16 protein-coding genes and 1 pseudogene are annotated in these 23,863 nt (G+C 72.7%); 9 read left to right on the top strand and 8 right to left on the bottom strand.

Translation table 11 applies throughout. From position 1 onward, the window contains the following. A pseudogene (locus ABZ948_RS23870) lies at positions 1-72 on the top strand (50S ribosomal protein L5); the annotation flags it as partial. Between the two features lie 43 nt (positions 73-115). Here ABZ948_RS23870 and ABZ948_RS23865 read toward each other — a convergent pair. The 3 genes from ABZ948_RS23865 to ABZ948_RS23855 all read right to left on the bottom strand — a co-directional run bounded on the left by ABZ948_RS23865 (position 116) and on the right by ABZ948_RS23855 (position 4,981). Next, a complete protein-coding gene (locus ABZ948_RS23865; protein ID WP_359762637.1) occupies positions 116-907 on the bottom strand; it encodes a S1 family peptidase in 792 nt (263 codons plus the stop codon). Positions 908-1,111: 204 nt separating this feature from the next. Beyond that, positions 1,112-3,964: a helix-turn-helix transcriptional regulator gene (locus tag ABZ948_RS23860; protein WP_359762635.1), complete on the bottom strand. Its 2,853-nt coding sequence runs from the start codon at positions 3,962-3,964 to the stop codon at positions 1,112-1,114. Positions 3,965-4,168: 204 nt separating this feature from the next. Then, positions 4,169-4,981, bottom strand: coding sequence for a helix-turn-helix transcriptional regulator (locus ABZ948_RS23855; RefSeq protein ID WP_359762633.1), 813 nt, complete (start codon positions 4,979-4,981; stop codon positions 4,169-4,171). 125 nt (positions 4,982-5,106) lie between these two features. On the opposite strand from ABZ948_RS23855, the gene ABZ948_RS23850 reads away from it, so the two are divergent. From ABZ948_RS23850 to ABZ948_RS23820, 7 genes are all read left to right on the top strand, one after another. Beyond that, positions 5,107-6,786, top strand: a complete 1,680-nt coding sequence (locus tag ABZ948_RS23850; RefSeq protein ID WP_359762631.1) for an AMP-binding protein — start codon at positions 5,107-5,109, stop codon at positions 6,784-6,786. Next, a complete protein-coding gene (locus tag ABZ948_RS23845; protein ID WP_359762629.1) occupies positions 6,783-8,366 on the top strand; it encodes an AMP-binding protein in 1,584 nt (527 codons plus the stop codon). Before ABZ948_RS23850 ends, ABZ948_RS23845 begins: the two co-directional genes overlap by 4 nt. A gap of 68 nt (positions 8,367-8,434) precedes the next feature. Next, positions 8,435-9,460: a LacI family DNA-binding transcriptional regulator gene (locus tag ABZ948_RS23840; RefSeq protein WP_359762627.1), complete on the top strand. Its 1,026-nt coding sequence runs from the start codon at positions 8,435-8,437 to the stop codon at positions 9,458-9,460. Between the two features lie 264 nt (positions 9,461-9,724). Beyond that, complete coding sequence (locus tag ABZ948_RS23835) at positions 9,725-10,858, top strand: glycoside hydrolase family 12 protein (protein ID WP_359762625.1); 1,134 nt, start codon at positions 9,725-9,727, stop codon at positions 10,856-10,858. Positions 10,859-11,504: 646 nt separating this feature from the next. Beyond that, the gene (locus ABZ948_RS23830; RefSeq protein WP_359762623.1) at positions 11,505-13,739 is read left to right on the top strand and encodes a glycoside hydrolase family 3 N-terminal domain-containing protein; all 2,235 of its coding nucleotides are present in this window, start codon (positions 11,505-11,507) and stop codon (positions 13,737-13,739) included. Positions 13,740-13,835: 96 nt separating this feature from the next. Further along, positions 13,836-16,052, top strand: coding sequence for a glycoside hydrolase family 6 protein (locus tag ABZ948_RS23825; protein ID WP_359762621.1), 2,217 nt, complete (start codon positions 13,836-13,838; stop codon positions 16,050-16,052). A gap of 56 nt (positions 16,053-16,108) precedes the next feature. Beyond that, positions 16,109-17,185, top strand: a complete 1,077-nt coding sequence (locus ABZ948_RS23820) for a lytic polysaccharide monooxygenase auxiliary activity family 9 protein (protein ID WP_359762619.1) — start codon at positions 16,109-16,111, stop codon at positions 17,183-17,185. 60 nt (positions 17,186-17,245) lie between these two features. Here the strand turns inward: ABZ948_RS23820 and ABZ948_RS23815 are convergent, their stop codons facing one another. After that, the gene (locus ABZ948_RS23815) at positions 17,246-17,914 is read right to left on the bottom strand and encodes a hypothetical protein (protein ID WP_359762617.1); all 669 of its coding nucleotides are present in this window, start codon (positions 17,912-17,914) and stop codon (positions 17,246-17,248) included. Positions 17,915-18,105: 191 nt separating this feature from the next. Between ABZ948_RS23815 and gcl the strand changes: the two genes are divergently transcribed. Next, the gene (gcl, locus tag ABZ948_RS23810; RefSeq protein ID WP_359762615.1) at positions 18,106-19,890 is read left to right on the top strand and encodes a glyoxylate carboligase; all 1,785 of its coding nucleotides are present in this window, start codon (positions 18,106-18,108) and stop codon (positions 19,888-19,890) included. Between the two features lie 93 nt (positions 19,891-19,983). Here the strand turns inward: gcl and ABZ948_RS23805 are convergent, their stop codons facing one another. The 4 genes from ABZ948_RS23805 to ABZ948_RS23790 form a co-directional block, all read right to left on the bottom strand. Then, entirely contained in the window at positions 19,984-20,601 is a 618-nt protein-coding gene (locus ABZ948_RS23805; protein WP_359762613.1) for a TIGR04222 domain-containing membrane protein, read from the bottom strand. A gap of 156 nt (positions 20,602-20,757) precedes the next feature. Further along, on the bottom strand, positions 20,758-20,994 hold the full coding sequence (locus ABZ948_RS23800) for a hypothetical protein (RefSeq protein WP_359762611.1): 237 nt from the start codon (positions 20,992-20,994) through the stop codon (positions 20,758-20,760). A gap of 305 nt (positions 20,995-21,299) precedes the next feature. Continuing rightward, positions 21,300-22,757 (bottom strand): catalase, encoded by a 1,458-nt coding sequence (locus ABZ948_RS23795; protein WP_359762610.1) that lies wholly within the window; start codon positions 22,755-22,757, stop codon positions 21,300-21,302. Between the two features lie 197 nt (positions 22,758-22,954). Next, positions 22,955-23,845 (bottom strand): 2-hydroxy-3-oxopropionate reductase, encoded by an 891-nt coding sequence (locus tag ABZ948_RS23790; RefSeq protein ID WP_359762608.1) that lies wholly within the window; start codon positions 23,843-23,845, stop codon positions 22,955-22,957. Positions 23,846-23,863: the final 18 nt, after the last annotated feature.

Genomic DNA, 23,863 nt, shown 5'->3' with positions numbered 1-23,863 from the left:
AACGTCATGCAGATCCCCGGTCTCGTCAAGATCGTGGTCAACATGGGTGTGGGCGTGGAGGCCCGCAACGCCCCCTGGCATTTCACCTGAGGGGTACTCAGGAGCTAGTGGTGGGTCAGGAGTTGACCTGCGTCGTCACCAGGTTCGAGAAGGTGGTCAGCCGGGTGTAGACACCCGGGTAACCGGCCTGGGCGCAGCCCTCGCCCCAGGAAGTGATGCCTGCCAGGACGCCCCCGATGAGCAGGGGGCCGCCGCTGTCGCCCTGGCAGGTGTCCACGCCGCCGGCGGTGTATCCGGCGCACACCATGTCGCTCTGCACGAAGTCGGAGCCGTAGGAGCTGCCGCAACTGGAGTCGGACACGGTCGGTACGGTCGCGGTGCGCAGCTGGTTGGAGCTGCTGCCGTTCGAGGCGGTGGTGCCCCAGCCGAGGATGCGGGCGGTGGTGCCGGCCGCGTACACCGAGGTCTGGGAGGAGGAGACGTACTTCGCGGGGGTGTAGGGCATCGACGTCGACAGCGTCAGCACGGCCACGTCGTCGCCGTTGGTGGCGTCGGTGTAGCTCGGGTGGATCCATATCCTGCTGACTCTGCTGACGGTGCCGTTGGTGCCGTTGCGGTAGGTGCGGCCACCGACCACGCGGACGCTGCTGGTGGTCTCGCCGACCATGCAGTGCGCGGCGGTGACGACCTTGGTGGGCGAGACGAGCGTGCCGCCGCAGAACTGGTTCTGCGAGGCGTCCGTGATCTGCATGACGAACGGGTACGCGGTCGTCGTGGTCGTGGTCCCGCCGACGATCGGCTGGGGCGCGGCGACGGCGGTGGGGGCGGCGAGCAGCGCGGTCGCGGCGGCGGCAGCGGTCGCGGTGGCCAGAGCGGCGGCCTTCTTGGCACGGTTGAGCCCGAACATGGGTCTCCTCGGGGAGTTGCCGGTGGGGGGTCGCGCGGGTGGGTGGTGCACGGGGACCCTGACGCCGTTGTGCGGATCTCCGTGTGCCCGGCGAGCGGCACGCCCCAAAGCTAGAGCCCGGCCCCGAGGGCTCCCAATGAGGGAACCCCCTAAGGGAGTTGGGCAGGGATAACCCTCGGTTGGACCCCGTAAACCCAGGTCGGTTCAGGTCGTGCGGCGGCCCGCGGCCAGCCGGACGATGTCCACCCGCGAGCGGATTCCCAGCTTCCGGTAGACCCGGGTGAGGGTCGCCTCGACGGTCTTGACGCTGATGAACAGGCGGGCCGCGATCTCCCGGTTGGTCGCGCCCTCCATCACGAGCGAGGCGACCTGACGCTCCATCGAGGCGAGTCCCTCCAGCGCGTCGCGCACCACCGGCGCCGCGACCGGGGCCGGCTCCACCACCGCGGCACCGGCCGTGGCGGCCGCGTCGACCTGCCGCAGCCAGGGCATCGCCCGGCAGCGCCGGAACAGCCGGGCGGCCTCGTCGTAGGAGGCCGGTCCCGGCGGGGGAGTGCCGCCGGCGCGCGGGAACGCGGCGGCCTGGGCGCGCAGGCGGGCCAGCGCGAAGGCGGCCCGCGCCTCCTCCAGGCCGTAGCCGAGCCCGCCGAGCCGGTCCCGCACGGACGCCAACCGGACCGCTGCCCCCTCGTGTTCGCCGCGCGCCGCGCGGACCAGGGCCTCGGCCCGGTCCAGCACGGCGAGCACGCTCTCCCGGCCCAGCCGCAGCGCGTGCACCCGGGCCGTGTCGATGACGTCCTGCGCCTCGCCCGGCTCCCCGATCCGGACCAGGGCCTCGGCCAGGTCACCGTGCCAGCGGCCGCGCGCCGGGTCGGTGATCCCGAGGCTCTGCTCCAGTTCCCGCACCCGGCGCAGCGAACGGACCGTGGCCGCCGGGTCCCCGGCCACCAACTGGGCGTAGCCCAGCGCCGCGAGCGCCCGCGAGAGGTACATCTGGTCGCCGTCGACCTCGGCGTGGTCCGCCGCCTCACGGGCGAGGGCCAGGGCCCGGTCGACGTCCCCGGCGGAGGCCTCCGCGAGGGAGGTGAGCATGGCGGAGGCGCCCTCGCCGATCCCCGAGTCCCGGGCGAGCCGCAGGCTCTCGCGGGCCAGGTCGAGCGCCCGGCCGCAGTGCCCGGAGCGCAGTTCGGTCTCGGCGAGGAAACGCAGGAAGTGCACCTCGCTCTCGACCATGCCGCGCCGCCGCACCTCGCGCAGCAGCGCGGTGATGGTCGCCCGCGCCTCGGGCAGCTGGTCGCTCATGATCAGCCAGCGGAACCGGGCCGACCCGGCGCCGTTGTGGTGGCAGGCCACGTACGGGTCCTGGGGTTCCCTGAGCGCCCGTTTGACGGTCGCGGGGGCGTCCGGGTGGCCCATCAGGGTCTCGGTGGAGGCCTGGAAGGACAGCGCCATCAGCTCCGTGCGCCGGTCCTTTCCGAGGGCGGCCAGCTCCGCCGCGTGCGCGGCCTCCTGCCGGGCTTCGGCGAAGTCGCCCTCCACGACCAGTCCGCGCCAGGCCAGCTGGTAGTGGACCAGGGCGAGCAGCCGCGGGTCGTCGCCCGCGTCGGCCAGGACCTGCGGGAAGACGGCGTCGACGTCGCCGAGCGCCTGACCGGCCGCCTCGATGACCACCATCCAGGCCCGCACCCGCTCGGCCGGCACGGTGGCACGCGTCAGTACGTCCCGGGCGATGTCGCGGGCGAGATCGGCCTCGCCCGCCGTGATCGCGTCCTCCGCGGCCTGCAGCCGCCGCTCGTCCGGCCCCGGCGAACTGTCCGCCGGGGTGTGCCGGGCGGCGAGCAGCCCGAGCGAGGCGGCCACGGACGGCGCCCCGCGGTCCAGGGCCAGCGCAGCGGCCTCGGCGAGCCGGGCCGCCACCTCCGGGTCCGTCCCGCTGGTCGCCAGGGCGAGGTGCCGGGCCCGCTCGATGGGGTCGGAGGCCGCCGTGGACAGCGCGGCGTGCACGGCCCGCCGCTCCGCCGCCGGTGCCTCCGCGTACAGCGCGGCCGAGATCAGCGGATGCGCGAACCGTACGGCGGGGCCCTCCGCCTCGGTCGCCAGCAGTCCCAGCGCCGCCGCCTGGGCGGTCTCGGCCTCGGCGTGCTCCCGCCCGGCCGCGTGCAGCAGCGCCAGCGTGGGACGCGCCCCGGCGCTGGCCACCAGCAGGGTGCGGCGCGCCTCGTCCGACAGCATCTCCAGCCGGCTCAGCACCAGGGCCCGCAGCGAGGTGGGCACCGGCAGGGGCTCCCCGGGCCGGGGCCGGGCGGGGCTCTCCGCCAGGGCGCGGCCCAGCTCCAGGGCGAAGAGCGGGTTGCCGCCGCTGGTGCGGTGGATGTCCCGGATCGTGGAGCGGGACAGGGGGGTGTAGCCGCGGTGGTCGAGCAGCGCCGAGACCTGGGTACGGGTCAGGGGGCCCAGCCGGACGGCGAGCGTGTCGGGCGGAGACGCGCGTAGATGGCGGTCGTACTCCTGGCCCTCGGTCCGCACCGCGCACAGCATCTGCACGGGCGTGTCGCCCAGCCGGCGGGCGGCGAAGCCGAGCAGTTCGGCACTGGCGGCATCCAGCCACTGGAGGTCGTCGGCGACGACGAGAACCGGCCCCTCGGCGGCCAGGGCGCGCAGCGCCGACAGCACGGCGAGGCGCAGCGCGAGCCCGTCCCGCTGGAGCGTGGACTCGCCGCGGCCGGTGAGCGCCGACTCCAGGGCCGTGCGCTGCGCGGCGGGCAGCCGGCCCGAGATCTCGTCCACGACCAGCCCGAACAGGTCGGCCAGGGCCAGGAAGGGCAGGTGGGATTCCGACTCGGTGGCCGAGCAGCGCAACACGGTCCGGGCCGCACCGCCGTAATCCGCGGCCAGCGCCCGCAGGATCGTCGACTTTCCTATTCCCGCGGGGCCGTGGAGCAGCACGCTGCCGCCCCGGCCGAGCTGCTCACGCGCCGACGTGCACAGGTCCTCCCGGCCGATGACCAGGTCGGGGCGGCTCCTGGCAGGCTCCTGGAAGTCCCGTCGCACGGTCACCGCTTCCCTCCGTGTGTCGTGTCCTGGCCAATATTAGGCAACAGCTCTTTGAATTTCGGACGGACGGTGTGGTGAGGGAAATAACAACGGACCTCGACGGGCGAATTCACCGGTCCCTCGAAAGCGGCGGAACACGGCGTCGGCGCCCCGTCGGTAACGCTTCGGCCCGTCGAACGAACCGGCATCTCGGAAAACATCACAAACCTACGGCAACCATCCCGCCCGGCGCGCGGCGACCACGGCCTCGCCCCGGGTCCGGGCCCGCAGCTTGCGCATGGCCGACCGCAGATACCCCTTGACGGTCTCGGGCGTCACCCCCAGCCGCTCCGCGGCGACCGCGTTCGTGGCGCCCGCGGCGACGCACGCCAGCACGTCCACCTCCCGGGGCGCGAGCCGGACCCGGGCCGGGGGACCGGACCCACCGGAATCGGCCGCCAGCAGCGCGCAGGCGCCGAGCAGCTCCGCCCGCAGCTGCGGGTCCGCGATCCGCGGGGCCAGCGCCCGCAGCGCCGCGTGCGCCTCCCGCACCTGCTCCCAGCCCGCCCCGGCCCCGGCGGCCTGCGCCCGGGCCTCGTCGCGCACGGCCAGCGCCCGCTCCACGTCCCGCGCCGCCTCCACGGCCGCGTCCAGCATGCGCCCGCCCAGCGGCTGGGCGGTGCGCAGCGCCCCGTACAGCACCCCGCGCACCCGGTGCCGTACGACCACCGGCACGGCCAGCACCGAGCGCAGCCCCTCCGCGGCCACCGCGGCGTCGTACTCGTGGCTGATCTGCCGGGACGCCGAGTAGTCCGTCACCACGCACGGCCGGGCCAGCGCCACCGTCTTGCCGCCCAGCCCCGTCCCGGACGTCACGACCAGCGACCGCAGCGCGTGCGTCGCCGTGCCGTCCAGTTCGCTGATGCGCATCCGCTGCCCGGCCTCCAGCAGGCCGCCGAAGGCGACCGGAAGGCCGGTGGCGCGCCGCAGGCGCAGCAGCGCGTTCCGTATCTCGACCGCGTCGGACGCGTCTGCTGTCACCTGTTCGCCCCTTCACTACGGCTGCCGCGCGGGCGCACCCCCCGTTCGGGGGTAGTGAGACCTGCATCACGGATTACACGATGGCTCGGAGCCGCCCGGCAATGGTCCGGCACCCAGGAGGACAGATGACATCGGCGACGGAGCTGTTCCGCAATGCGCGGGACTTCCTGCTGGCACACCGCGAGGACTACGGCACCGCCTACGAGGGCTTCCGCTGGCCCCGTCCCGAGTACTTCAACTGGGCGCTCGACTGGTTCGACGCGATCGCCCACGGCAACGCCCGCACGGCCCTGCACATCGTCGAGGAGGACGGCCGCGAGACCCGGCTGTCCTTCGGGGAGCTGTCCGTACGGTCGGCCCAGTTCGCCTCCTGGCTGCGCGCCCGGGGCGTGCGCGCCGAGGACCGGATCCTCGTCATGCTCGGCAACCAGGCCGAACTGTGGATCCTCGCGCTCGCGGCGATGAAGCTGCGCGCGGTGGTCATCCCGGCCACCCCGCTGCTCGGCCCCGCAGACCTGCGCGACCGCGTGGCGCGCGGCCGGGTCCGGCACGTCATCGCCCGCCCCGAGGACACCGGCAAGTTCGCCGAGGTCCCCGGCGACTACACCCGCGTCGCCGCCTGCGACGCAGAAGCCGTGCCGGACGGCTGGCTGCCGCTGGACGACGCCTACGGCGCCGCCGCCGACTTCACGCCCGACGGCCCGACCCGCGCCGACGACCCGCTGATGCTCTACTTCACCTCGGGCACCACCGCCCGGCCGAAACTCGTCGAGCACACCCACACGTCGTATCCGATCGGCCACCTGTCGACGATGTACTGGATCGGCCTGAAGCCGGGCGACGTGCACCTGAACATCTCCTCTCCGGGCTGGGCCAAGCACGCCTGGTCCAACCTCTTCGCCCCGTGGAACGCCGAGGCGACCGTCTTCCTGCACAACTACACGCGTTTCGACGCCGCCCGGCTCATGGCCGAGATGGACCGGGCGGGCGTCACCACCTTCTGCGCCCCGCCGACCGTCTGGCGCATGCTCATCCAGGCCGACCTCACCCAGCTGCGCACCCCGCCCCGCGAGGTCGTCGCCGCCGGCGAGCCGCTCAACCCGGAGGTCATCGAGCAGGTCCGCCGGTCCTGGGGCGTCACCATCCGGGACGGTTTCGGCCAGACCGAGACGGCCGTGCAGGTCGCCAACAGCCCCGGCCAGCTCCTCAAGACCGGCTCCATGGGCCGCCCGAGCCCCGGCTACCGCGTCGAGCTCCTCGACCCCGTCTCGGGCGCGCCGGGCGCCGTGGAGGGCGAGATCGCCCTCGACCTGTCGGAGCGCCCCGTCGGCCTGATGACCGGCTACCACGGCGACGCGGACCGGACGGCGGAGGCGATGGCGGGCGGCTACTACCGCACCGGGGACGTCGCCTCCCGGGACGAGGACGGGTACCTGACCTACATCGGGCGCAGCGACGACGTCTTCAAGGCCTCCGACTACAAGATCAGCCCCTTCGAGCTGGAGAGCGCGCTGCTGGAGCACGAGGCGGTCGCCGAGGCGGCGGTCGTCCCGGCCCCGGACGACCTGCGGCTCGCCGTCCCCAAGGCGTACGTGGTCCTCGCGGACGGCTGGGAGCCCGGCCCCGACACGGCCAAGGTGCTGTTCGAGCACTCCCGGGAGACCCTGGCCCCCTACAAGCGCATCCGCCGCCTGGAGTTCGGCGAGCTGCCCAAGACCGTCTCCGGCAAGATCCGCCGGATCGAACTGCGCGAGGCCACGGCGGCCGGCTCGGACGCCGAGTACCGCGAGGAGGACTTCCGGTGAACTCCTACACCCACGGAATCGGCGGCACGGCCCTGCTCGGCGACACCATCGGGGCCAACCTGGACCGGGCGGTGGCCACCTGGCCCGACCGCGAGGCGCTGGTGGACGTGCCGTCCGGCCGGCGCTGGACCTACGCGCAGTTCGCCGCGGCGGTGGACGAACTGGCCTCCGCCCTGCTGGCGTCCGGTGTCGCCAAGGGCGACCGGGTGGGCGTCTGGGCGGTCAACTGCCCCGAGTGGGTGCTCGTCCAGTACGCCACCGCCCGCCTCGGCGCGATCATGGTGAACATCAACCCGGCGTACCGCACGCACGAGGTCGAGTACGTCCTCAAGCAGGCCGGCGTGTCCCTGCTGTTCGCGTCCCTGAGCCACAAGACGAGCGACTACCGGGCGATGGTCGAGCAGGTGCGGGGCCGCTGCCCCGGCCTGCGCGAGGTCGTGTACTTCGGCGACCCGGGCTGGGAGACGCTGCTCGGGCGGGCGACCGACGGCGCGACGTACGAGGAACTCTCCTGCGACGACCCCATCAACATCCAGTACACGTCGGGCACGACGGGCTTCCCCAAGGGCGCGACCCTCTCGCACCACAACATCCTCAACAACGGCTACTTCGTGGGCGAGTTGATCGCCTACACCGAGCAGGACCGGATCTGCGTCCCGGTGCCCTTCTACCACTGCTTCGGCATGGTCATGGGCAACCTCGCCGCCACCTCGCACGGCGCCTGCGTGGTCATCCCGGCCCCGTCCTTCGACCCGAAGGCGACCCTGGACGCCGTCCAGCAGGAGCGCTGCACCTCCCTCTACGGCGTCCCCACCATGTTCATCGCGGAGCTGAACCTGCCGGACTTCGCCTCCTACGACCTCTCCTCGCTGCGCACCGGCATCATGGCGGGCTCGCCCTGCCCCGTGGAGGTGATGAAACGGGTCGTCGCCGAGATGCACATGGCGGAGGTCTCCATCTGCTACGGCATGACCGAGACGTCGCCGGTATCCCTCCAGACCCGCAGGGACGACGACCTGGAGCACCGCACGGGCACGGTCGGGCGGGTCCTGCCGCACATCGAGGTCAAGGTCGTCGACCCGGCGACCGGTGTGACGCGACCCCGGGACGTGCCGGGCGAGTTGTGCACACGCGGGTACAGCGTGATGCTCGGCTACTGGAACGAGCCGGAGAAGACCGCCGAGGCCATCGACGCGGGCCGCTGGATGCACACCGGCGACCTCGCCGTGATGCGCGAGGACGGTTACGTCGAGATCGTCGGCCGCATCAAGGACATGATCATCCGGGGCGGGGAGAACATCTACCCCCGCGAGATCGAGGAGTTCCTCTACGCCCACCCCAAGATCCAGGACGTCCAGGTCGTGGGCGTCCCGCACGAGCACTACGGCGAGGAGGTCCTGGCCTGCGTCATCGCCCGCGACCCGGGCGCCCCGCCGACCCTGGAGGAACTGCGCGCCTTCTGCGAGGGGCGGTTGGCGCACTACAAGATCCCGAGCCGGCTGCAGATCCTCGACTCGTTCCCGATGACCGTGTCCGGGAAGGTGCGGAAGGTGGAGCTGCGCGAGCGCTACACCGTCTGAACGACCGCGAGGGCGTCCGGTCGTACGAGGGCCAGGCCCCGTAAGATCGACACCCTTGGGGGTGACACATGGTCAAGCGGCGGCCGGGTACGACGCCCACGCTGGAGGAGGTGGCCGCGCTCGCCGGGGTCGGACGGGGCACGGTCTCCCGCGTCGTCAACAACGAGGCGGGCGTCCGGGAGTCCACCCGCCGTGCCGTGCAGCGGGCCATCGCCGAACTCGGCTACGTGCCCAACCTGGCGGCGCGTTCGCTGGCCGGACGGCGGGCCGACGCCGTGGCGCTGGTCATGACGGAACGGGACTGGCGGCTGTTCGGCGAGCCGTTCTTTTCGGAGACGGTCACGGCCGTCGGCGACGCGATCGCCGAGACCTCGGTGCAACTGCTGCTCACGCTGGTGCGCACCGAGGCCGAGCGGCAGCGGTTCGTCGAGTACGCGCGCGGCGGCCGGGTCGACGGCGTCCTGCTCATGTCGGTGCGCGCCGAGGACCGGCTGCCGGACATGCTCGCCGACGCGGGCCTGCCCACCGTCCTGCTGGGCCGCCGCTCCGGCGACGAGCAGATCACCTACGTCGACGCGGACAACGTCGGCGGCGCCCGTGAGGCGGTGGCCCACCTGCTGCGCGGCGGCCGGCGCGCGATCGCGGCGATCACCGGGCCGCTCGACATGTACGTCGCCCGGTGCCGTCTGCGCGGCTACCAGCAGGCCCTGGAGCGGGCGGGGCTGCCCGCGCCCGCCTCCTGGACCGTCGAGGGCGACTTCACCGAGGCGAGCGGGCGCCGGGCGATGACCGAACTCCTCGATCGTCACCCGGACGTGGACGCGGTCCTCGCCGCCTCCGACACCATGGCCTCGGGGGCCCTCACCGTGCTGCGCGAGGCGGGGCGCCGGGTGCCCGACGACGTGGCGGTCGTCGGCTTCGACGACTTCGAACTCGCCCGGCACACCGACCCGCCGCTGACCACCGTCCGCCAGCCGCTGGAGCAGATCGGCCGGACGATGGTACGGCTGCTGCTGGAGGAGATGGACCAGCCGGAAGTGGCGTGGCGGCACGTGATCCTGCGGACGCAGCTGGTGGTGCGCGAGTCGGCGTGAAGCCGTCCGGGAGCGCTCCCAGCGTTCGGTTGCAGTCCGCCTGTTGCGAGGACCGGTCGAGGCACCCTGGCCGACCTGGGACTTCGAAATACATTCGACGGATTCCCGTCTAACGGGTTGTCAGGGACATGGGGGGCTCCTACAGTCACGACCGAAACCGGTGAGGTGGGAGCGCTCCCATCAGTGGGGAGGTGGGAGCGCTCCCGAACCCGAGCCGCAGCACCCTCCGTTCGAATCCGGTTCCCACGGAGAGAGGCCCCCCGCATGCGATCGTCACCGCACCGCCTCCGCACCGTCCGCGCCCTGTTCGGGGCGCTGCTCACCGCGCTCGCCACCGTCGCGGCGCTCCTCGCCGCCACCGCGCCCGCCCGGGCGGACACGGTCGTCTGCGAGCAGTTCGGATCGACCGTGATCCAGGGCCGCTACGTCGTCCAGAACAACCGCTGGGGCACCAGCGCCCCGCAGTGCGTCACCGCGACCGACACCGGCTTCCGGGTCACCCAGGCCGACGGCTCGGTGCCCACCAACGGCGCGCCGAAGTCGTACCCCTCGGTCTTCAACGGCTGCCACTACACGAACTGTTCGCCGGGGACCAACCTGCCGGCGCGGCTCGACACCATCTCCAGCGCGCCCAGCAGCATCTCGTACGGCTACGTCCAGGGCGCCGTGTACAACGCCTCGTACGACATCTGGCTGGACCCGACGCCGCGCACCGACGGCGTCAACCGGACGGAGATCATGATCTGGTTCAACCGGGTCGGTCCGATCCAGCCGATCGGCTCCCGGGTGGCCACCGCCTCCGTCGGAGGGCGCAGCTGGGAGGTGTGGACCGGCAGCAACGGGTCCAACGACGTGATCTCCTTCGTCGCCCCCGCCGCGATCTCCGGCTGGAGCTTCGACGTCATGGACTTCGTCGACCAGGCCGTGGCCCGGGGGATGGCGCAGAGCAACTGGTACCTGACCAGCGTCCAGGCCGGCTTCGAGCCGTGGCAGAACGGGGCCGGGCTCGCCGTGAACTCCTTCTCCTCCACCGTCAACACCGGTGGCGGCGGCGACCCGGGCGGCCCCGGCGGCCCGGCGACGGCCTGCCAGGTGACGTACGGAACCAGCGTCTGGCAGGGCGGCTTCACCGCCGACGTGACCGTGAAGAACACCGGATCGGCTGCGGTCGACGGGTGGAAGCTCGGCTTCACGCTGCCGTCCGGGCAGCGGGTCACGAGCGCCTGGAACGCGACCTTGTCCGGTACCTCGGGCGCCGTCACGGCGAGCCCCGTCGCGCACAACGCGCGGATCGCGGCGGGCGGCACCCAGTCCTTCGGCTTCCAGGGCACCTACAGCGGCGCCTTCGCGAAGCCGGCCGGCTTCACGCTGAACGGCACGCCCTGCTCCGTCGCCTGACCCGCGGCGCACCGACCCGCTCCGGGCTCCGCCCTGCGCCGAACGGGCGGACCCCGGAGCGTTCCACCCGCCGTCCCGTCCCGGGGGCACGGCGCGCGGCCTCCCGGCGGCGCGCACGCACCGCGTGCCGGCCCGGGGCCTGCACCACCGGCCGTCCTTGCGGTCTGCGCCACCGGCCGTCCTTGCGGTCTGCACCACCGACCGTCCTTGCGGTCTGCACCACCGACCGTCCTTGCGGTCTGCACCACCGGCCGTCCTTGCGGTCTGCACCACCGGCCGTCCTTGCGGTCTTGCACCACCGGCCGTCCTCGGGGGCTGCACGACGGGCCAACGGGGGCACGGCCTGCACGACACGGCCACCGGCACGTCCCGCACCGCACCTGCACGGTCTCGCACCACCGGCCACCGCAACTCGCTTACCCAGCACCCTGCTTGAGTTCCGCACCCGCATCCCGCATCCCGCGCCCCGCATCCCGCGCCCCGCACCCCGCGCCCCGCACCGTCCCCGAGGCCGTATCACCGGCACCGGCCACCGGCACCGGCCACCGGCACCGGCCGCCGGCCGCCGTTGACCTGCGCAGCACCCCGCCGCCCCCGCGGCCCGTACCACCTCCGCCCCTCCGGCCCGCATCCGGAAAGGCCCGCCATGACCCCGCTGCTCCCCGAAGTCCCCGCCCGCCGCTTCGGCCGGCGGTCCACCCGCCGGCCCGCGCTCCTCGCCGCCCTGTGTGCCACGGTGCTCGCCGTCACCGGGCTCACCGCCGCCGCCCCGCCGGAGCGGGACGCCGCGCGGGCCGCGGCCGTGCTGCCGTACCAGGACCCGGCCCTGCCGGTGCCCCAGCGCGTCGAGGACCTGCTGGGCCGGATGACGCTCGACGACAAGCTCGGCCAGATGACGCAGATCGAGAAGGACGCCCTGGTCCCGCGCTCCGACCTCGCCACCTACCGCATCGGCTCGGTGCTCTCTGGCGGCGACTCCACGGTCAGCCCGAACAACGCGCAGACCTGGGCCGACACCTACGACTCCCTCCAGCGCACGGCCCTGTCCACCCCGCTCGGCATCCCGATGATCTACGGCATCGACGCGGTGCACGGCCACAACGCGGTGCGCGGCGCCACGCTCTTCCCGCACAACATCGGCCTGGGTGCCACCCGCGACCCCGCCCTGGTGCAGCGCGTGGGCCGCGCGGTCGCCGAGGAGGTCGCCGGCACCGGCATCGACTGGTCCTTCGCGCCCTGCCTGTGCGTGGCCCGCAACGACCGCTGGGGGCGTACGTACGAGTCGTTCGGCGAGACGCCCGAACTGCCCACCGCCATGGCCTCGTTCATCACCGGCCTGCAGGGCGGCACCCTCGGCGGCGACCCGGCCTCCGTGCTCGCCACCGCCAAGCACTACCTGGGCGACGGCGGCACCACCGGGGGAGTCGACCAGGGCAACACCCAGCTCACCGAGGCCGAGCTGCGCGCCGTCCACCTGCCGCCGTTCAAGGAGGCGGTCCGGCGCGGCGTGGGCTCGGTGATGCTCTCCTACAGCAGCTGGAACGGGGTGCGCTCGCACGCCCACAAGTACCTCGTCACCGACGTCCTCAAGGGCGAACTGGGCTTCACCGGTTTCGTCGTGTCCGACTGGGCGGCGGTCGACCAGCTCGACGGGCAGACCGGGTTCACCGGTGCCGAGATCGCCACCGCCGTCAACGCGGGCGTCGACATGGTGATGGTCCCGCACGACTACAAGAAGTTCCTGAGCCTGCTGCGCGGCGAGGTGGGCGCGGGCCGGATCCCCCTGGCCCGCGTCGACGACGCCAACCGGCGCATCCTCACCAAGAAGTTCCAGATCGGGCTGTTCGAGAGGCCGTTGACCGACCGCTCGTACACCTCCACGGTCGGCTCGGCGGCCCACCGCGCCCTCGCCCGGCAGGCGGTGCGCGCCTCGCAGGTGCTGCTGAAGAACGACGGCGGCGTGCTGCCGCTGCCGAAGACCGGCCGGCTGTTCGTCGCCGGGAAGTCCGCCGACGACATCGGCAACCAGAGCGGCGGCTGGACCCTCGGCTGGCAGGGCCGCAGCGGCCCCGTCACCGAGGGCACCACCGTCCTCCAGGGCATCCGCGCCGCCGTCACCGACCCCTCCCGGGTCACCTACGACCGCTACGGCAACGGCATCGACGGCGGCTACACGGCCGCCGTGGCCGTCGTCGGCGAGACCCCGTACGCCGAGATGCACGGCGACCGGCCGGCCGGCATGGGCCTGGACCAGGAGGACCTGCAGACCCTGGCCCGGCTGAAGGCGAGCGGCGTGCCCGTCGTGGTGGTGCTGGTCTCCGGCCGCCCGCTGGACATCGCCGCGCAACTGCCCGACTGGAAGGCCCTGCTCGCGGCCTGGCTGCCCGGCACCGAGGGCGGCGGCGTGGCGGACGTGCTGTTCGGCGACCACGCGCCGACCGGCAAGCTGCCCATGACCTGGATGCGCAGCGTCTCCCAGCAGCCGATCAACGACGGCGACGGCAAGAGCCCGCTCTTCCCCTACGGGCACGGCCTGACCTACGGCACGAACCCCGGCCCGGATCCGGACCCCGGCCCGACCCCGGCGAAGGCCTGCACCGCCACCCACAAGTCGGTCAACTCCTGGCCGGGCGGCCACCAGGCGGAGGTCACCGTCAAGAACACCGGCACCGGACCGATCACGGGCTGGACGGTCGACTGGGACCTGGGCGGCGCCACGGTCACCAGCCTCTGGAACGGAACCCACACCGTCGCGAACGGCCGGATCACGGTCCGCGACACCGGCTCCAACGGCACCCTCGCCGCCGGCGTCACCACCTCGTTCGGCTACACGGCGAACGGCACCGCGGGCACCCCCGCCCCGCGCTGCACCCCCACGTAGCCCACCGGGATCGCTGTGATCCGACCCCTCTTGTTCTCCCCACCGGTTCATCCCGCGGACGACCCCCTCACCTTCACCCCGCACCGAGGAGAGCACATGACAGACCGGACCAGACGCGACGTGGACGCCCGCCCGCGCCGACCGCACCGCAGGCGGGCGGCGGCGCTGGCCACCGCACTGACCACCCTGCTGCTGGGAGCTGCGGCCCAGCTGTCCGCCCCCGAGGCGTCCGCCGCGGAGGCCCACGTCGACAACCCCTTCGCCGGCGCCTCGTTCTACGTCAACCCGGACTACGCCCGCCTGGTCGACGGCTCCGTCGCCCGGACCACCGACGCGTCGCTCAAGGCCAGGATGGAGAAGGTCAAGAGCCACCCGACGGCCGTCTGGCTGGACCGCATCGCCGCCATCCACGGCGGCGAGGTCAACGCGGGCCGCAAGAGCCTCGCCGACCACCTGGACCTGGCGCTCGCGCAGAAGCAGCCCGGCCGCCCGATCGTGGCCACCTTCGTCGTGTACGACCTGCCCGGCCGCGACTGCTCCGCCCTCGCCTCCAACGGCGAACTCCCGCTCACCGCGGCGGGTCTGGCCCGCTACAAGAGCGAGTACATCGACGAGATCGCCAAGGTCTTCGCCAACCCGAAGTACCAGGACATCCGCATCACCACGGTGATCGAGCCGGACGGCCTGCCGAACCTGGTCACCAACCTCTCCGACCCCGAGTGCGCCCAGGCCAAGAGCAGCGGCATCCAGGTCGACGCCATCCGCTACGCCCTGAACAAGCTGCACGCCGTGCCGAACGTGTACACCTACCTGGACTTCGCCCACTCCGGGTGGCTCGGCTGGGACAACAACCTCGCCCAGACGACCCGGCTGTACACGGACGTCGTCAAGGGCACCACGGCAGGCCTCGGCAGCGTCGACGGCCTGGTCACCAACGTCGCCAACTACACACCGCTGACCGAGCCGTTCCTCACCGACCCGAACAAGACGGTCGGCGGCAACATGATCAAGTCGGGCAAGTACTACGAGTGGAATCCGAACTTCGACGAGTCGGACTTCACCAGGGCCGTGCACGCCGCGCTCGTCGCCCAGGGCTGGCCCGCCTCCACCGGCATGGTCGTCGACACCTCCCGCAACGGCTGGGGCGGCAGCTCCCGCCCGACCGCCGAGTCCACGAGCACCGCCCTCGACACCTACATCGCCCAGTCCAAGGTGGACCGGCGGACCCACCGCGGCCTGTGGTGCAACGTCAACGGCGCGGGCCTCGGGCAGCCGCCCCAGGCCGCACCCGCCGGGTATCCGGACTCGCACCTCGACGCCTTCCTGTGGGTCAAGCCGCCGGGGGAGTCGGACGGCGCGAGCAAGGACATCCCGAACGAGGAGGGCAAGCGACCGGACCCGATGTGCAACCCGGACTTCACGGCGCCCAACGCGGGCGGCAACCCGACCGGCGCGATGCCGGACGCGCCGCTCGCCGGGCACTGGTTCCACGAGCAGTTCTCGATGCTGGTGCGCAACGCCCACCCGGCGGTGCCGTCCGGTGATCCCGGCTCCCCGGACACCACGGCCCCGACCGCGCCGACCGGCCTGCGGGCCACCGCGAAGACCGCGAGCAGCGTCACCCTGTCCTGGACGGCGGCCACGGACGACGTGGGCGTCACCGGCTACGACGTGTACCGCGACGGCAGCAAGGTCGGGGCGGGGCCGGTCACCGGGACCACGTTCACCGACACCGGGCTGCGCGCCTCGACGGCGTACAGCTACACCGTCCGCGCCCGTGACGCCGCCGGGAACGTCTCCGCCGCCTCCACCGCGCTGGGCGTCACCACGGAGGCGGGCGGCGGCGGACCCGACCCGGTCGGCGGCCTGAAGGTCACCTACCGGAACAACGACACCTCCGCCACCGACAACGCCATCCGCCCCGGCCTGCGGATCGCCAACACCGGCAGCACCTCCGTGGACCTGACCAAGGTCACCGCCCGCTACTACTTCACCCGGGACGGCGGCTCGTCCACCGTGAACGCGTTCTGCGACCACGCGGCCGTCGGCTGCGGCGACGTCACCCTGCGGGTGGTGCCGCTGGCCACCCCGGTCGCGGGCGCCGACGCCTATCTGGAGGTCGGCTTCCGCAGCGGCAGCCTCGCCGCCGGCAAGGACACCGGCGACCTCCAGCTGCGCCTGGCCAAGTCCGACTGGTCCGCGTTCGACGAGGCCGACGACCACAGCCGGACCACCGCCGGCTCCTACACCGACGCCCCGAGGATCCCCGCCTACCTGAACGGCGCCCTGGCCTGGGGCGCCCCACCGGCCTGACCCGCCCCGAACCTCCGGGGAGACAACCGGAACCCACCACCCCCACAGGAGAAGACATGGCTCGAAGCACCAGACGCCCCCTGTCCTTACTCGCGCTCCTGGTCACCCTGCTCAGCGGGCTCGGCCTGGCCCTGATCGGCCAGAACAGCGCCCAGGCGCACGGCGTGACGATGATGCCGGGATCGCGGACCTACCTCTGCTACCTGGACGCCAAGACGGGCACGGGCGCGCTCGACCCCACGAACCCCGCGTGCAAGGCCGCGCTCGCCGAGAGCGGCGGGAACGCGCTGTACAACTGGTTCGCCGTGCTGGACTCCAACGCCGGCGGACGCGGCCCGGGTTACGTCCCGGACGGCAAGCTGTGCAGCGCAGGCGACCGCTCCCCGTACAACTTCACCGGCTACAACGCCGCCCGCGCCGACTGGCCCCGGACGCACCTGACCTCCGGGGCCACGATCCGGATCAAGCACAGCAACTGGGCACACCACCCGGGCGACTTCCGGGTATACGTCTCCAAGCCCGGCTACTCGCCCACCAAGCCGCTGGGCTGGGGCGACCTGGAGCTGATCCAGACGGTCACCAACCCGCCGCAGTCCGGCTCGGTGGGCAGCGAGACCGGCCACTACTACTGGGACCTGAAGCTGCCCTCCGGCCGCTCGGGCAACGCGATGATGTTCATCCAGTGGGTGCGCTCGGACAGCCAGGAGAACTTCTTCTCCTGCTCCGACATCGTCTTCGACGGCGGCAACGGCGAGGTGACCGGCATCCGCGGCTCGGGCGGCACCCCGAACCCGACGCCCACGCCGACCCCCACCGACCCGCACACCGGGTGCATGGCCGTCTACAAGGTGACGAACTCCTGGAGCGGCGGCTTCCAGGGGTCCGTCGAGGTGATGAACCACAACACCACCGCGCGTGACGGCTGGGCCGTGCGCTGGCAGCCGGGTGCCGGAACCCGGATCGGCCAGGTCTGGAACGGCAGCCTGAGCACGGGCACCGACGGTGCGGTCACGGTCAAGCACGTCGACCACAACCGCACCATCCCGCCGGACGGCACCGTGACGTTCGGCTTCACCGCCACCTCGACCGGGAACAACCTGCCGGTCGGCTCGATCACCTGCGTCAACCCGTAACACCGCGCACGGCGGCGCCGGCTCCCGCACCGGGGGCCGGCGCCCTGCCGTGCCCGCGGGTCAGGCGGCGAACGCCTCGGCCGGCTCGTTGACCGGCCGCGGGGTGCCCGTCGGGTCGAGCACGAACAGCGGCACGCCCAGGGCGTCGGCGCGGGCGCGGGCCTCGTCGCCGTACCCGGCGAGGGAGAAGTAGACGCAGGCCGCCGACTCCGTCATCGCGGTCAGCCACAGGCACTCCACGTCCCGCGCGTCCGCGCGTCGCACGGTCGGATCCACCTGGGCCAGCACGCCCGGGGCGGCGAGCCCGATGCCGGAGGGCGGGCGCTGGTCGGCGCGCCGCACCTCCCCGTGGCCGAGCCAGTGCAGATAGAGGACGACGGCGGTGACCGCGTCCCGCGCGGTGCGGACGGGCACCGGCCGGAAGGCGGGGCGCGCGGGCGGCGGCGGGAGGTCCGGCGGGGCGCTCCGCGTGCCCGCCACCGGGAGTCGCAGCACCGTCCCGCACGGGCAGCCCACCTCCGGGTGCGGCCACGACGACGGACGGTCACAGGCACCGCAGTGCACGGTCACCCACTCCTCGTCCCAGGACCGGTGGGTGACGGCCGCCGGCAGCGCGCGCGGATCGAGCGGCGGCGCGACGGGCGCTCCGCAGGCGCACGGATAGGACGGCGCTGCGAACAGCTGGGCGCGCCCACAGGCCGGACAGCGCACCGGCACGCTCTCGGACATGCCCCCATCGTCCACCCGCGGGCCCTCGCCTGTCCGTTGCTCGGCCCGTTGCCCCGGGCCTCTCTTGACGGCTTTCCCGCACCCCCCTACATTACTTCCAAATAGCAGAATTCAGTTTCCGCAATGCGGAAGGTGCTCACGGCGGGGCGCGACGGGAGTGCGTATCCGACAGCCGAACCAGGAGTAGTTCCATGGCTCGAATGACCGCTGCCCGCGCGGCAGTTGAGATCCTCAAGCGGGAGGGCGTCGCCGACGCGTTTGGTGTCCCCGGCGCGGCGATCAACCCGTTCTACGCGGCGCTCAAAGCCTCCGGCGGCATCACCCACACCCTCGCCCGGCACGTCGAGGGCGCCTCGCACATGGCCGAGGGTTACACCCGCACCCACCCGGGCAACATCGGCGTCTGCATCGGCACCTCGGGCCCGGCCGGCACCGACATGATCACGGGCCTGTACTCCGCGACCGGCGACTCCATCCCGATCCTGTGCATCACGGGCCAGGCCCCGACCGCCGTGATCCACAAGGAGGACTTCCAGGCCGTCGACATCGCCTCCATCGCCAAACCGGTCACGAAGATGGCCGTCACGGTGCTGGAGGCCGCCCAGGTCCCGGGCGTCTTCCAGCAGGCCTTCCATTTGATGCGCTCCGGCCGCCCCGGCCCGGTCCTCATCGACCTGCCGATCGACGTGCAGCTGACGGAGATCGAGTTCGACCCGGAGACGTACGAGCCGCTCCCGGTCTACAAGCCCGCCGCGACCCGCGCCCAGATCGAGAAGGCGATCGGGATGCTGAACGCCTCCGAGCGGCCGCTGATCGTCGCCGGCGGCGGCATCATCAACGCCGACGCCTCAGCGCTGCTCGTCGAGTTCGCCGAGCTGACCGGCACCCCCGTCGTCCCCACCCTGATGGGCTGGGGCGTCCTCCCCGACGACCACGAGCTGAACGCCGGCATGGTCGGCCTGCAGACCTCGCACCGCTACGGCAACGCGACCTTCCTGGAGTCCGACTTCGTCCTCGGCATCGGCAACCGCTGGGCCAACCGCCACACCGGCAAGCTGGACGTCTACACGGCGGGGCGGACCTTCGTCCACGTCGACATCGAGCCCACCCAGATCGGCCGGATCTTCGCCCCCGACTACGGCATCGCCTCCGACGCCAAGGCCGCCCTGGAGCTGTTCGTCGAGGTGGCGCGCGAGCTGAAGGCGGCCGGCCGGCTGCCCGACCGCTCCGCCTGGTCCGCCGCCGCGCAGGAGAAGAAGGCCACCCTCCAGCGCCGTACGCACTTCGACGACATCCCGATCAAGCCGCAGCGCGTCTACGAGGAGATGAACAAGGCCTTCGGCCCGGAGACCCGGTACGTCTCCACCATCGGCCTCTCGCAGATCGCCGGCGCCCAGATGCTGCACGTCTACCGGCCCCGGCACTGGATCAACTGCGGCCAGGCCGGCCCGCTCGGCTGGACCGTCCCGGCCGCCCTCGGCGTCGCCAAGGCCGACCCGGAGGCGTCCGTCGTCGCGCTCTCCGGCGACTACGACTTCCAGTTCATGATCGAGGAGCTGGCCGTGGGCGCGCAGCACCGGATCCCGTACGTCCACGTCCTCGTGAACAACGCCTACCTGGGCCTGATCCGCCAGGCGCAGCGGGCGTTCGACATCGACTTCCAGGTCAAGCTGGAGTTCGAGAACATCAACGCGCCGGAGCTCGGCGTCTACGGCGTCGACCACGTCAAGGTCGCCGAGGGCCTCGGCTGCAAGGCGATCCGGGTGACCGACCCGGCCGAACTGGGCGCCGCGTTCGAGCAGGCCAAGAAGCTCGCCGCGGAGTACCGGGTCCCGGTCGTCGTCGAGGCGATCCTGGAGCGCGTCACCAACATCTCCATGTCGACGACCAACGACATCGGCAACGTCGTGGAGTTCGAGGAGCTCGCCACCGAGCCGGGCCACGCCCCGACCTCGATCAAGACGCTGAAGGTCTGACAGACGCCGGAGAGGGGCGGTCCGTCCGTGAGGACGGGCCGCCCCTCAGGCGTGCGTGGTCGCGAGATCGCCACGCGTGCGCGGTCGCGAGGATCACTCCCCGCCGCCGCCGCCTCCACCGCCGCCCCCGCCGCAGTAGGCATGGCCCCCGTAGCCGCCGCCCGTGCCGCGGGGCGAGTGCTTGAGGAGGGGCGTGCCGCCCACCTCGGCGCGGCGGACCAGGCCCGCCCGCAGGGCGAAGCGGGGCACCAGGAGCCGCAGGGCGGACTCGCCGTGCAGCGCGACGGCCAGCAGCCGGTCGTGGTGGCTCAGGCCGCGCCTGCCCTGCGGCAGGGGGTGGGTGTGCCGCAGCTCCCGCACGTGGCGGCGGGCGGCGCGCGTCGGGCCGAGCAGCGGGTAGCGCAGCAGCCCGGCGTCCGCGAGCGGGATGCGCGTCAGCGCGACCGCCAGCCGGATGTCGCGGTCCTTCACCAGGGTCTTCAGCCCGGCGGGCTCGCGCAGGCACGTGTGCACCGCCTCCGCCAGAGGGGACGGGGGCCGCTCGCCCGCCACGGCGTCCCCGATGCCCCGCCGCATCGTCCCGGGCCGATCGGCCTCCAGCAGGCCCCGCAGATGCAGGTCCACCACGGCGACGGTGACGGCGGCCCGCGGGCCGTCCCCCAGCAGTGCGATCTCGTGCGGCTCCAGCCGGACCGCCGTACCGTCGCTCATGGCTTCACCCCCGTGCCGGGGCCCGCCGCCCCCGTGCCGGCGGGTCCCGTGTGCCGAGAATGTGCCCGGCCCCGGGGGCTGTTGAAGCCCCCGGGGCCGGGTTCAGAGGTTGATTTGAGGGTGCCGTACGGGGAGTACGACCGGTGCCGTACGCGCTCAGGTGCCGTGGTGCTCCGAGAGTCCCGGCCAGTCGTCCGGGCCGCCGCCCTGCCACTCGACGAGGTCGGTCTCCTCGACGTCCGTCACGTAGAGGTCGGCCAGCCGCAGGATCTCCGCCACGTCGTCGACATGGGTGGCGATGCCCAGGGGTTCGTCGCCCAGCGTGACCCGCCGCGATCCGTCCAGGGCGGGAGCATGGACCACGACGTGCGGGTGCTCGGTTGGATGTGCCATGCCTTCAGGCTGCTGCCGCGCGGGCGGTTCCGCACCCTGGAACGGGCTGGCCGTCCGGCGGCGCGAGGCTGGGCGCGACGGGACATTCGCGCCGCCGGACGGGGTCTGAGGGGGGCAGGTACTGGGACCGCGGCGGGTGTGACGGAGCCCGGAGCGGACTTCCCTCGGGTCGAGAAGCCGGTCCCTGCACCTTCACCACCGCACTGGCTCACACTCCGCCGCGGTCCGCGCCCTGCCCGCGTCCGTGCCCGGGGCGACCACCCCTCATCCGGGTCGCCCCGGGCGGTCGGACGCGGTCAGGGAGTTCAGTCCTCGCGCAGGGCGCGGACCGCCTCCTCCACGCGCCGCCCGTACTCGGGGTCGGCGGCGTGGAAGTGCGCGAGGTTCTTCTCGATCACGTCGTCGCGGGAGACCTGGGACAGGCCGCCGGCGATGTTCGCGACCAGGCGGGACTTCTCCTCGGCGGACATCAGCCGGTACAGCTCGCCCGCCTGGAAGAAGTCGTCGTCCTTGGTGTGCAGGGGCGCCGCGTGGGTGCCCGTGTGGCCGTGCACCGCGAGCGGGGCCGACAGCGGCCGGCCGGTCTCGACCGGGCCGTCGTAGGAGTTCGGCTCGTAGTTCTTCGCGTACCGGCCCTGCGGGTTGGACGCCATGAGGCCGTCCCGGCCGTAGTTCTCGGCGGTCGTGGCCCGGGGCGCGTTGACGGCCAGCTGCGTGTGGTTGACGCCCAGGCGGTAGCGGTGGGCGTCCGCGTAGGCGAACAGGCGGCCCTGGAGCATCTTGTCGGGCGAGGGGCCGATGCCCGGCACGAAGTTGTTCGGGGAGAAGGCGGCCTGCTCGACCTCGGCGAAGACGTTGTCCGGGTTGCGGTCCAGCACCAGCCGGCCCACGCGCCGGAGCGGGTAGTCCTGGTGCGGCCACACCTTGGTCAGGTCGAACGGGTTGAAGCGGTACTCCGCCGCCTCGGCCGCGGGCATCAGCTGCACGTACAGAGTCCAGGACGGGTGCACGCCCCGCTCGATGGCCTGGAGCAGGTCCGTCTGGTGCGAGTTCGGGTCCTTGCCCGCGAGCTCGGCGGCCTGCTCGCCGCTCAGGCAGCGGATGCCCTGGTTGGTCTTGAAGTGGTACTTGACGAAGAACGCCTCGCCCCGGCTGTTGGTCCACTGGTAGGTGTGCGAGCCGTAGCCGTTCATGTGCCGGTACGAGGCAGGGATGCCGCGGTCGCCCATCAGCCAGGTCACCTGGTGCGTGGCCTCGGGGGAGTGCGCCCAGAAGTCCCAGACGTTGTCCGGCTCCTGACGGCCCGTGAACGGGTCCCGCTTCTGCGAGTGGATGAAGTCCGGGAACTTGATGGGGTCCTTGATGAAGAACACCGGGGTGTTGTTGCCGACGAGGTCGTAGTTGCCCTCCTCGGTGTAGAACTTCACCGCGAAACCGCGCGGGTCGCGGACCGCGTCCGCGCCGCCCAGCGAGTCGGCCACGGTGGAGAAGCGGACGAACACCTCGGTGCGCCCGCCGACCGTGCTCAGGAAGTCGGCGTGCGTGAAGTCCGTGACGTCGTCGGTGACTTCGAAGTGGCCGTACGCGCCCGAGCCGCGGGCGTGCACCACGCGCTCCGGGATGCGCTCGCGGTTGAAGCGCGCGAGCTTCTCCAGCAGGTGCTGGTCCTGGAGCAGGAGCGGGCCGCCGACGCCGGCGGTGGCGGAGTTCTGGTTGTCGGCGACGGGGGCGCCGGACTCGGTGGTGAGCACGCGCTGCGACATCGTGACCTTCCGTACGAGAGGGCAGCGGAAAAATGTTTCCGCTTCGTGGAGCCTAGGGTCGGGCGATCGGGGCGTCAACAGTTTGTTGAAGCAATGGGCATGGCTGAACCGGGCGGCGCCGCCCCTCTGGGCGCGACAGGACAGGTGTCAGCGGCGGCGCCGCCCGGGGTAGGGGGGACCCTCGGGATCTACGAGGGTCAGACCTGGGCGCCGGAGAGCCGCTCCACGGCCCGCAGCAGCGCCGAGTGGTCCAGGCCGCCGTCGCCCTGCGCGCGCAGGGACGCGACCAGCTGGGCGACCACCGCGCCGACGGGCAGGGCCGCGCCGACGGTGCGGGCGGCGTCCGTGACGATGCCCATGTCCTTGTGGTGCAGGTCGATGCGGAAGCCCGGCTTGAAGTCGCGGGCGAGGAAGTTGTCCTTCTTGCGGGTCAGCACGGTCGAGCCGGCCAGGCCCCCGTTGAGGACGTCCAGGGCCGCCTTCAGGTCCACGCCGGACTTCTCCAGGAAGACCACGGCCTCGGCGCACGCCTGGATGTTCACGGCGACGATCAGCTGGTTGGCGGCCTTCACGGTCTGGCCGGAGCCGTGCGGGCCGCACAGCACGATGGTCTTGCCGAGCGCCTCGAGGACCGGCTTCGCCTGGTCGAAGTCGGCCTGCTCGCCGCCGACCATGATGGACAGCACGGCCTCGATCGCGCCGGCCTCACCGCCGGACACCGGGGCGTCCAGCACGCGGATGCCCTTGTCCGCGGCGGCCTCGGCGAGGTCGATCGAGGTCTGCGGGGTGATCGAGGACATGTCGATCAGCAGGGCGCCGGACCGCGCGTTCTCCAGGATGCCGTCGGGGCCGTAGGCGATGGCCTCGACCTGCGGGGAGGCGGGCACCATCGTGATGACGACGTCGGCGTCCCGGACGGCCTCGGCGATCGAACCGGCGGCCGTGCCGCCGGCGGCGGCCAGGCGGTCCAGCTTGTCCTGCTCCAGCGTGTAGCCGGTGACCTGGTAGCCCGCCTTGATCAGGTTCTCGGACATGGGGGAGCCCATGATGCCGAGGCCGATCCAGGCGATCTTGGGGAGGTTGCTCATGACGGGGGTGCCTTTCAG

The sequence above is a fragment of the Streptomyces olindensis genome (assembly GCF_040645895.1).
GTDB lineage: Bacteria > Actinomycetota > Actinomycetes > Streptomycetales > Streptomycetaceae > Streptomyces > Streptomyces olindensis.
This window is presented reverse-complemented; position numbering and strand designations above follow the sequence as displayed.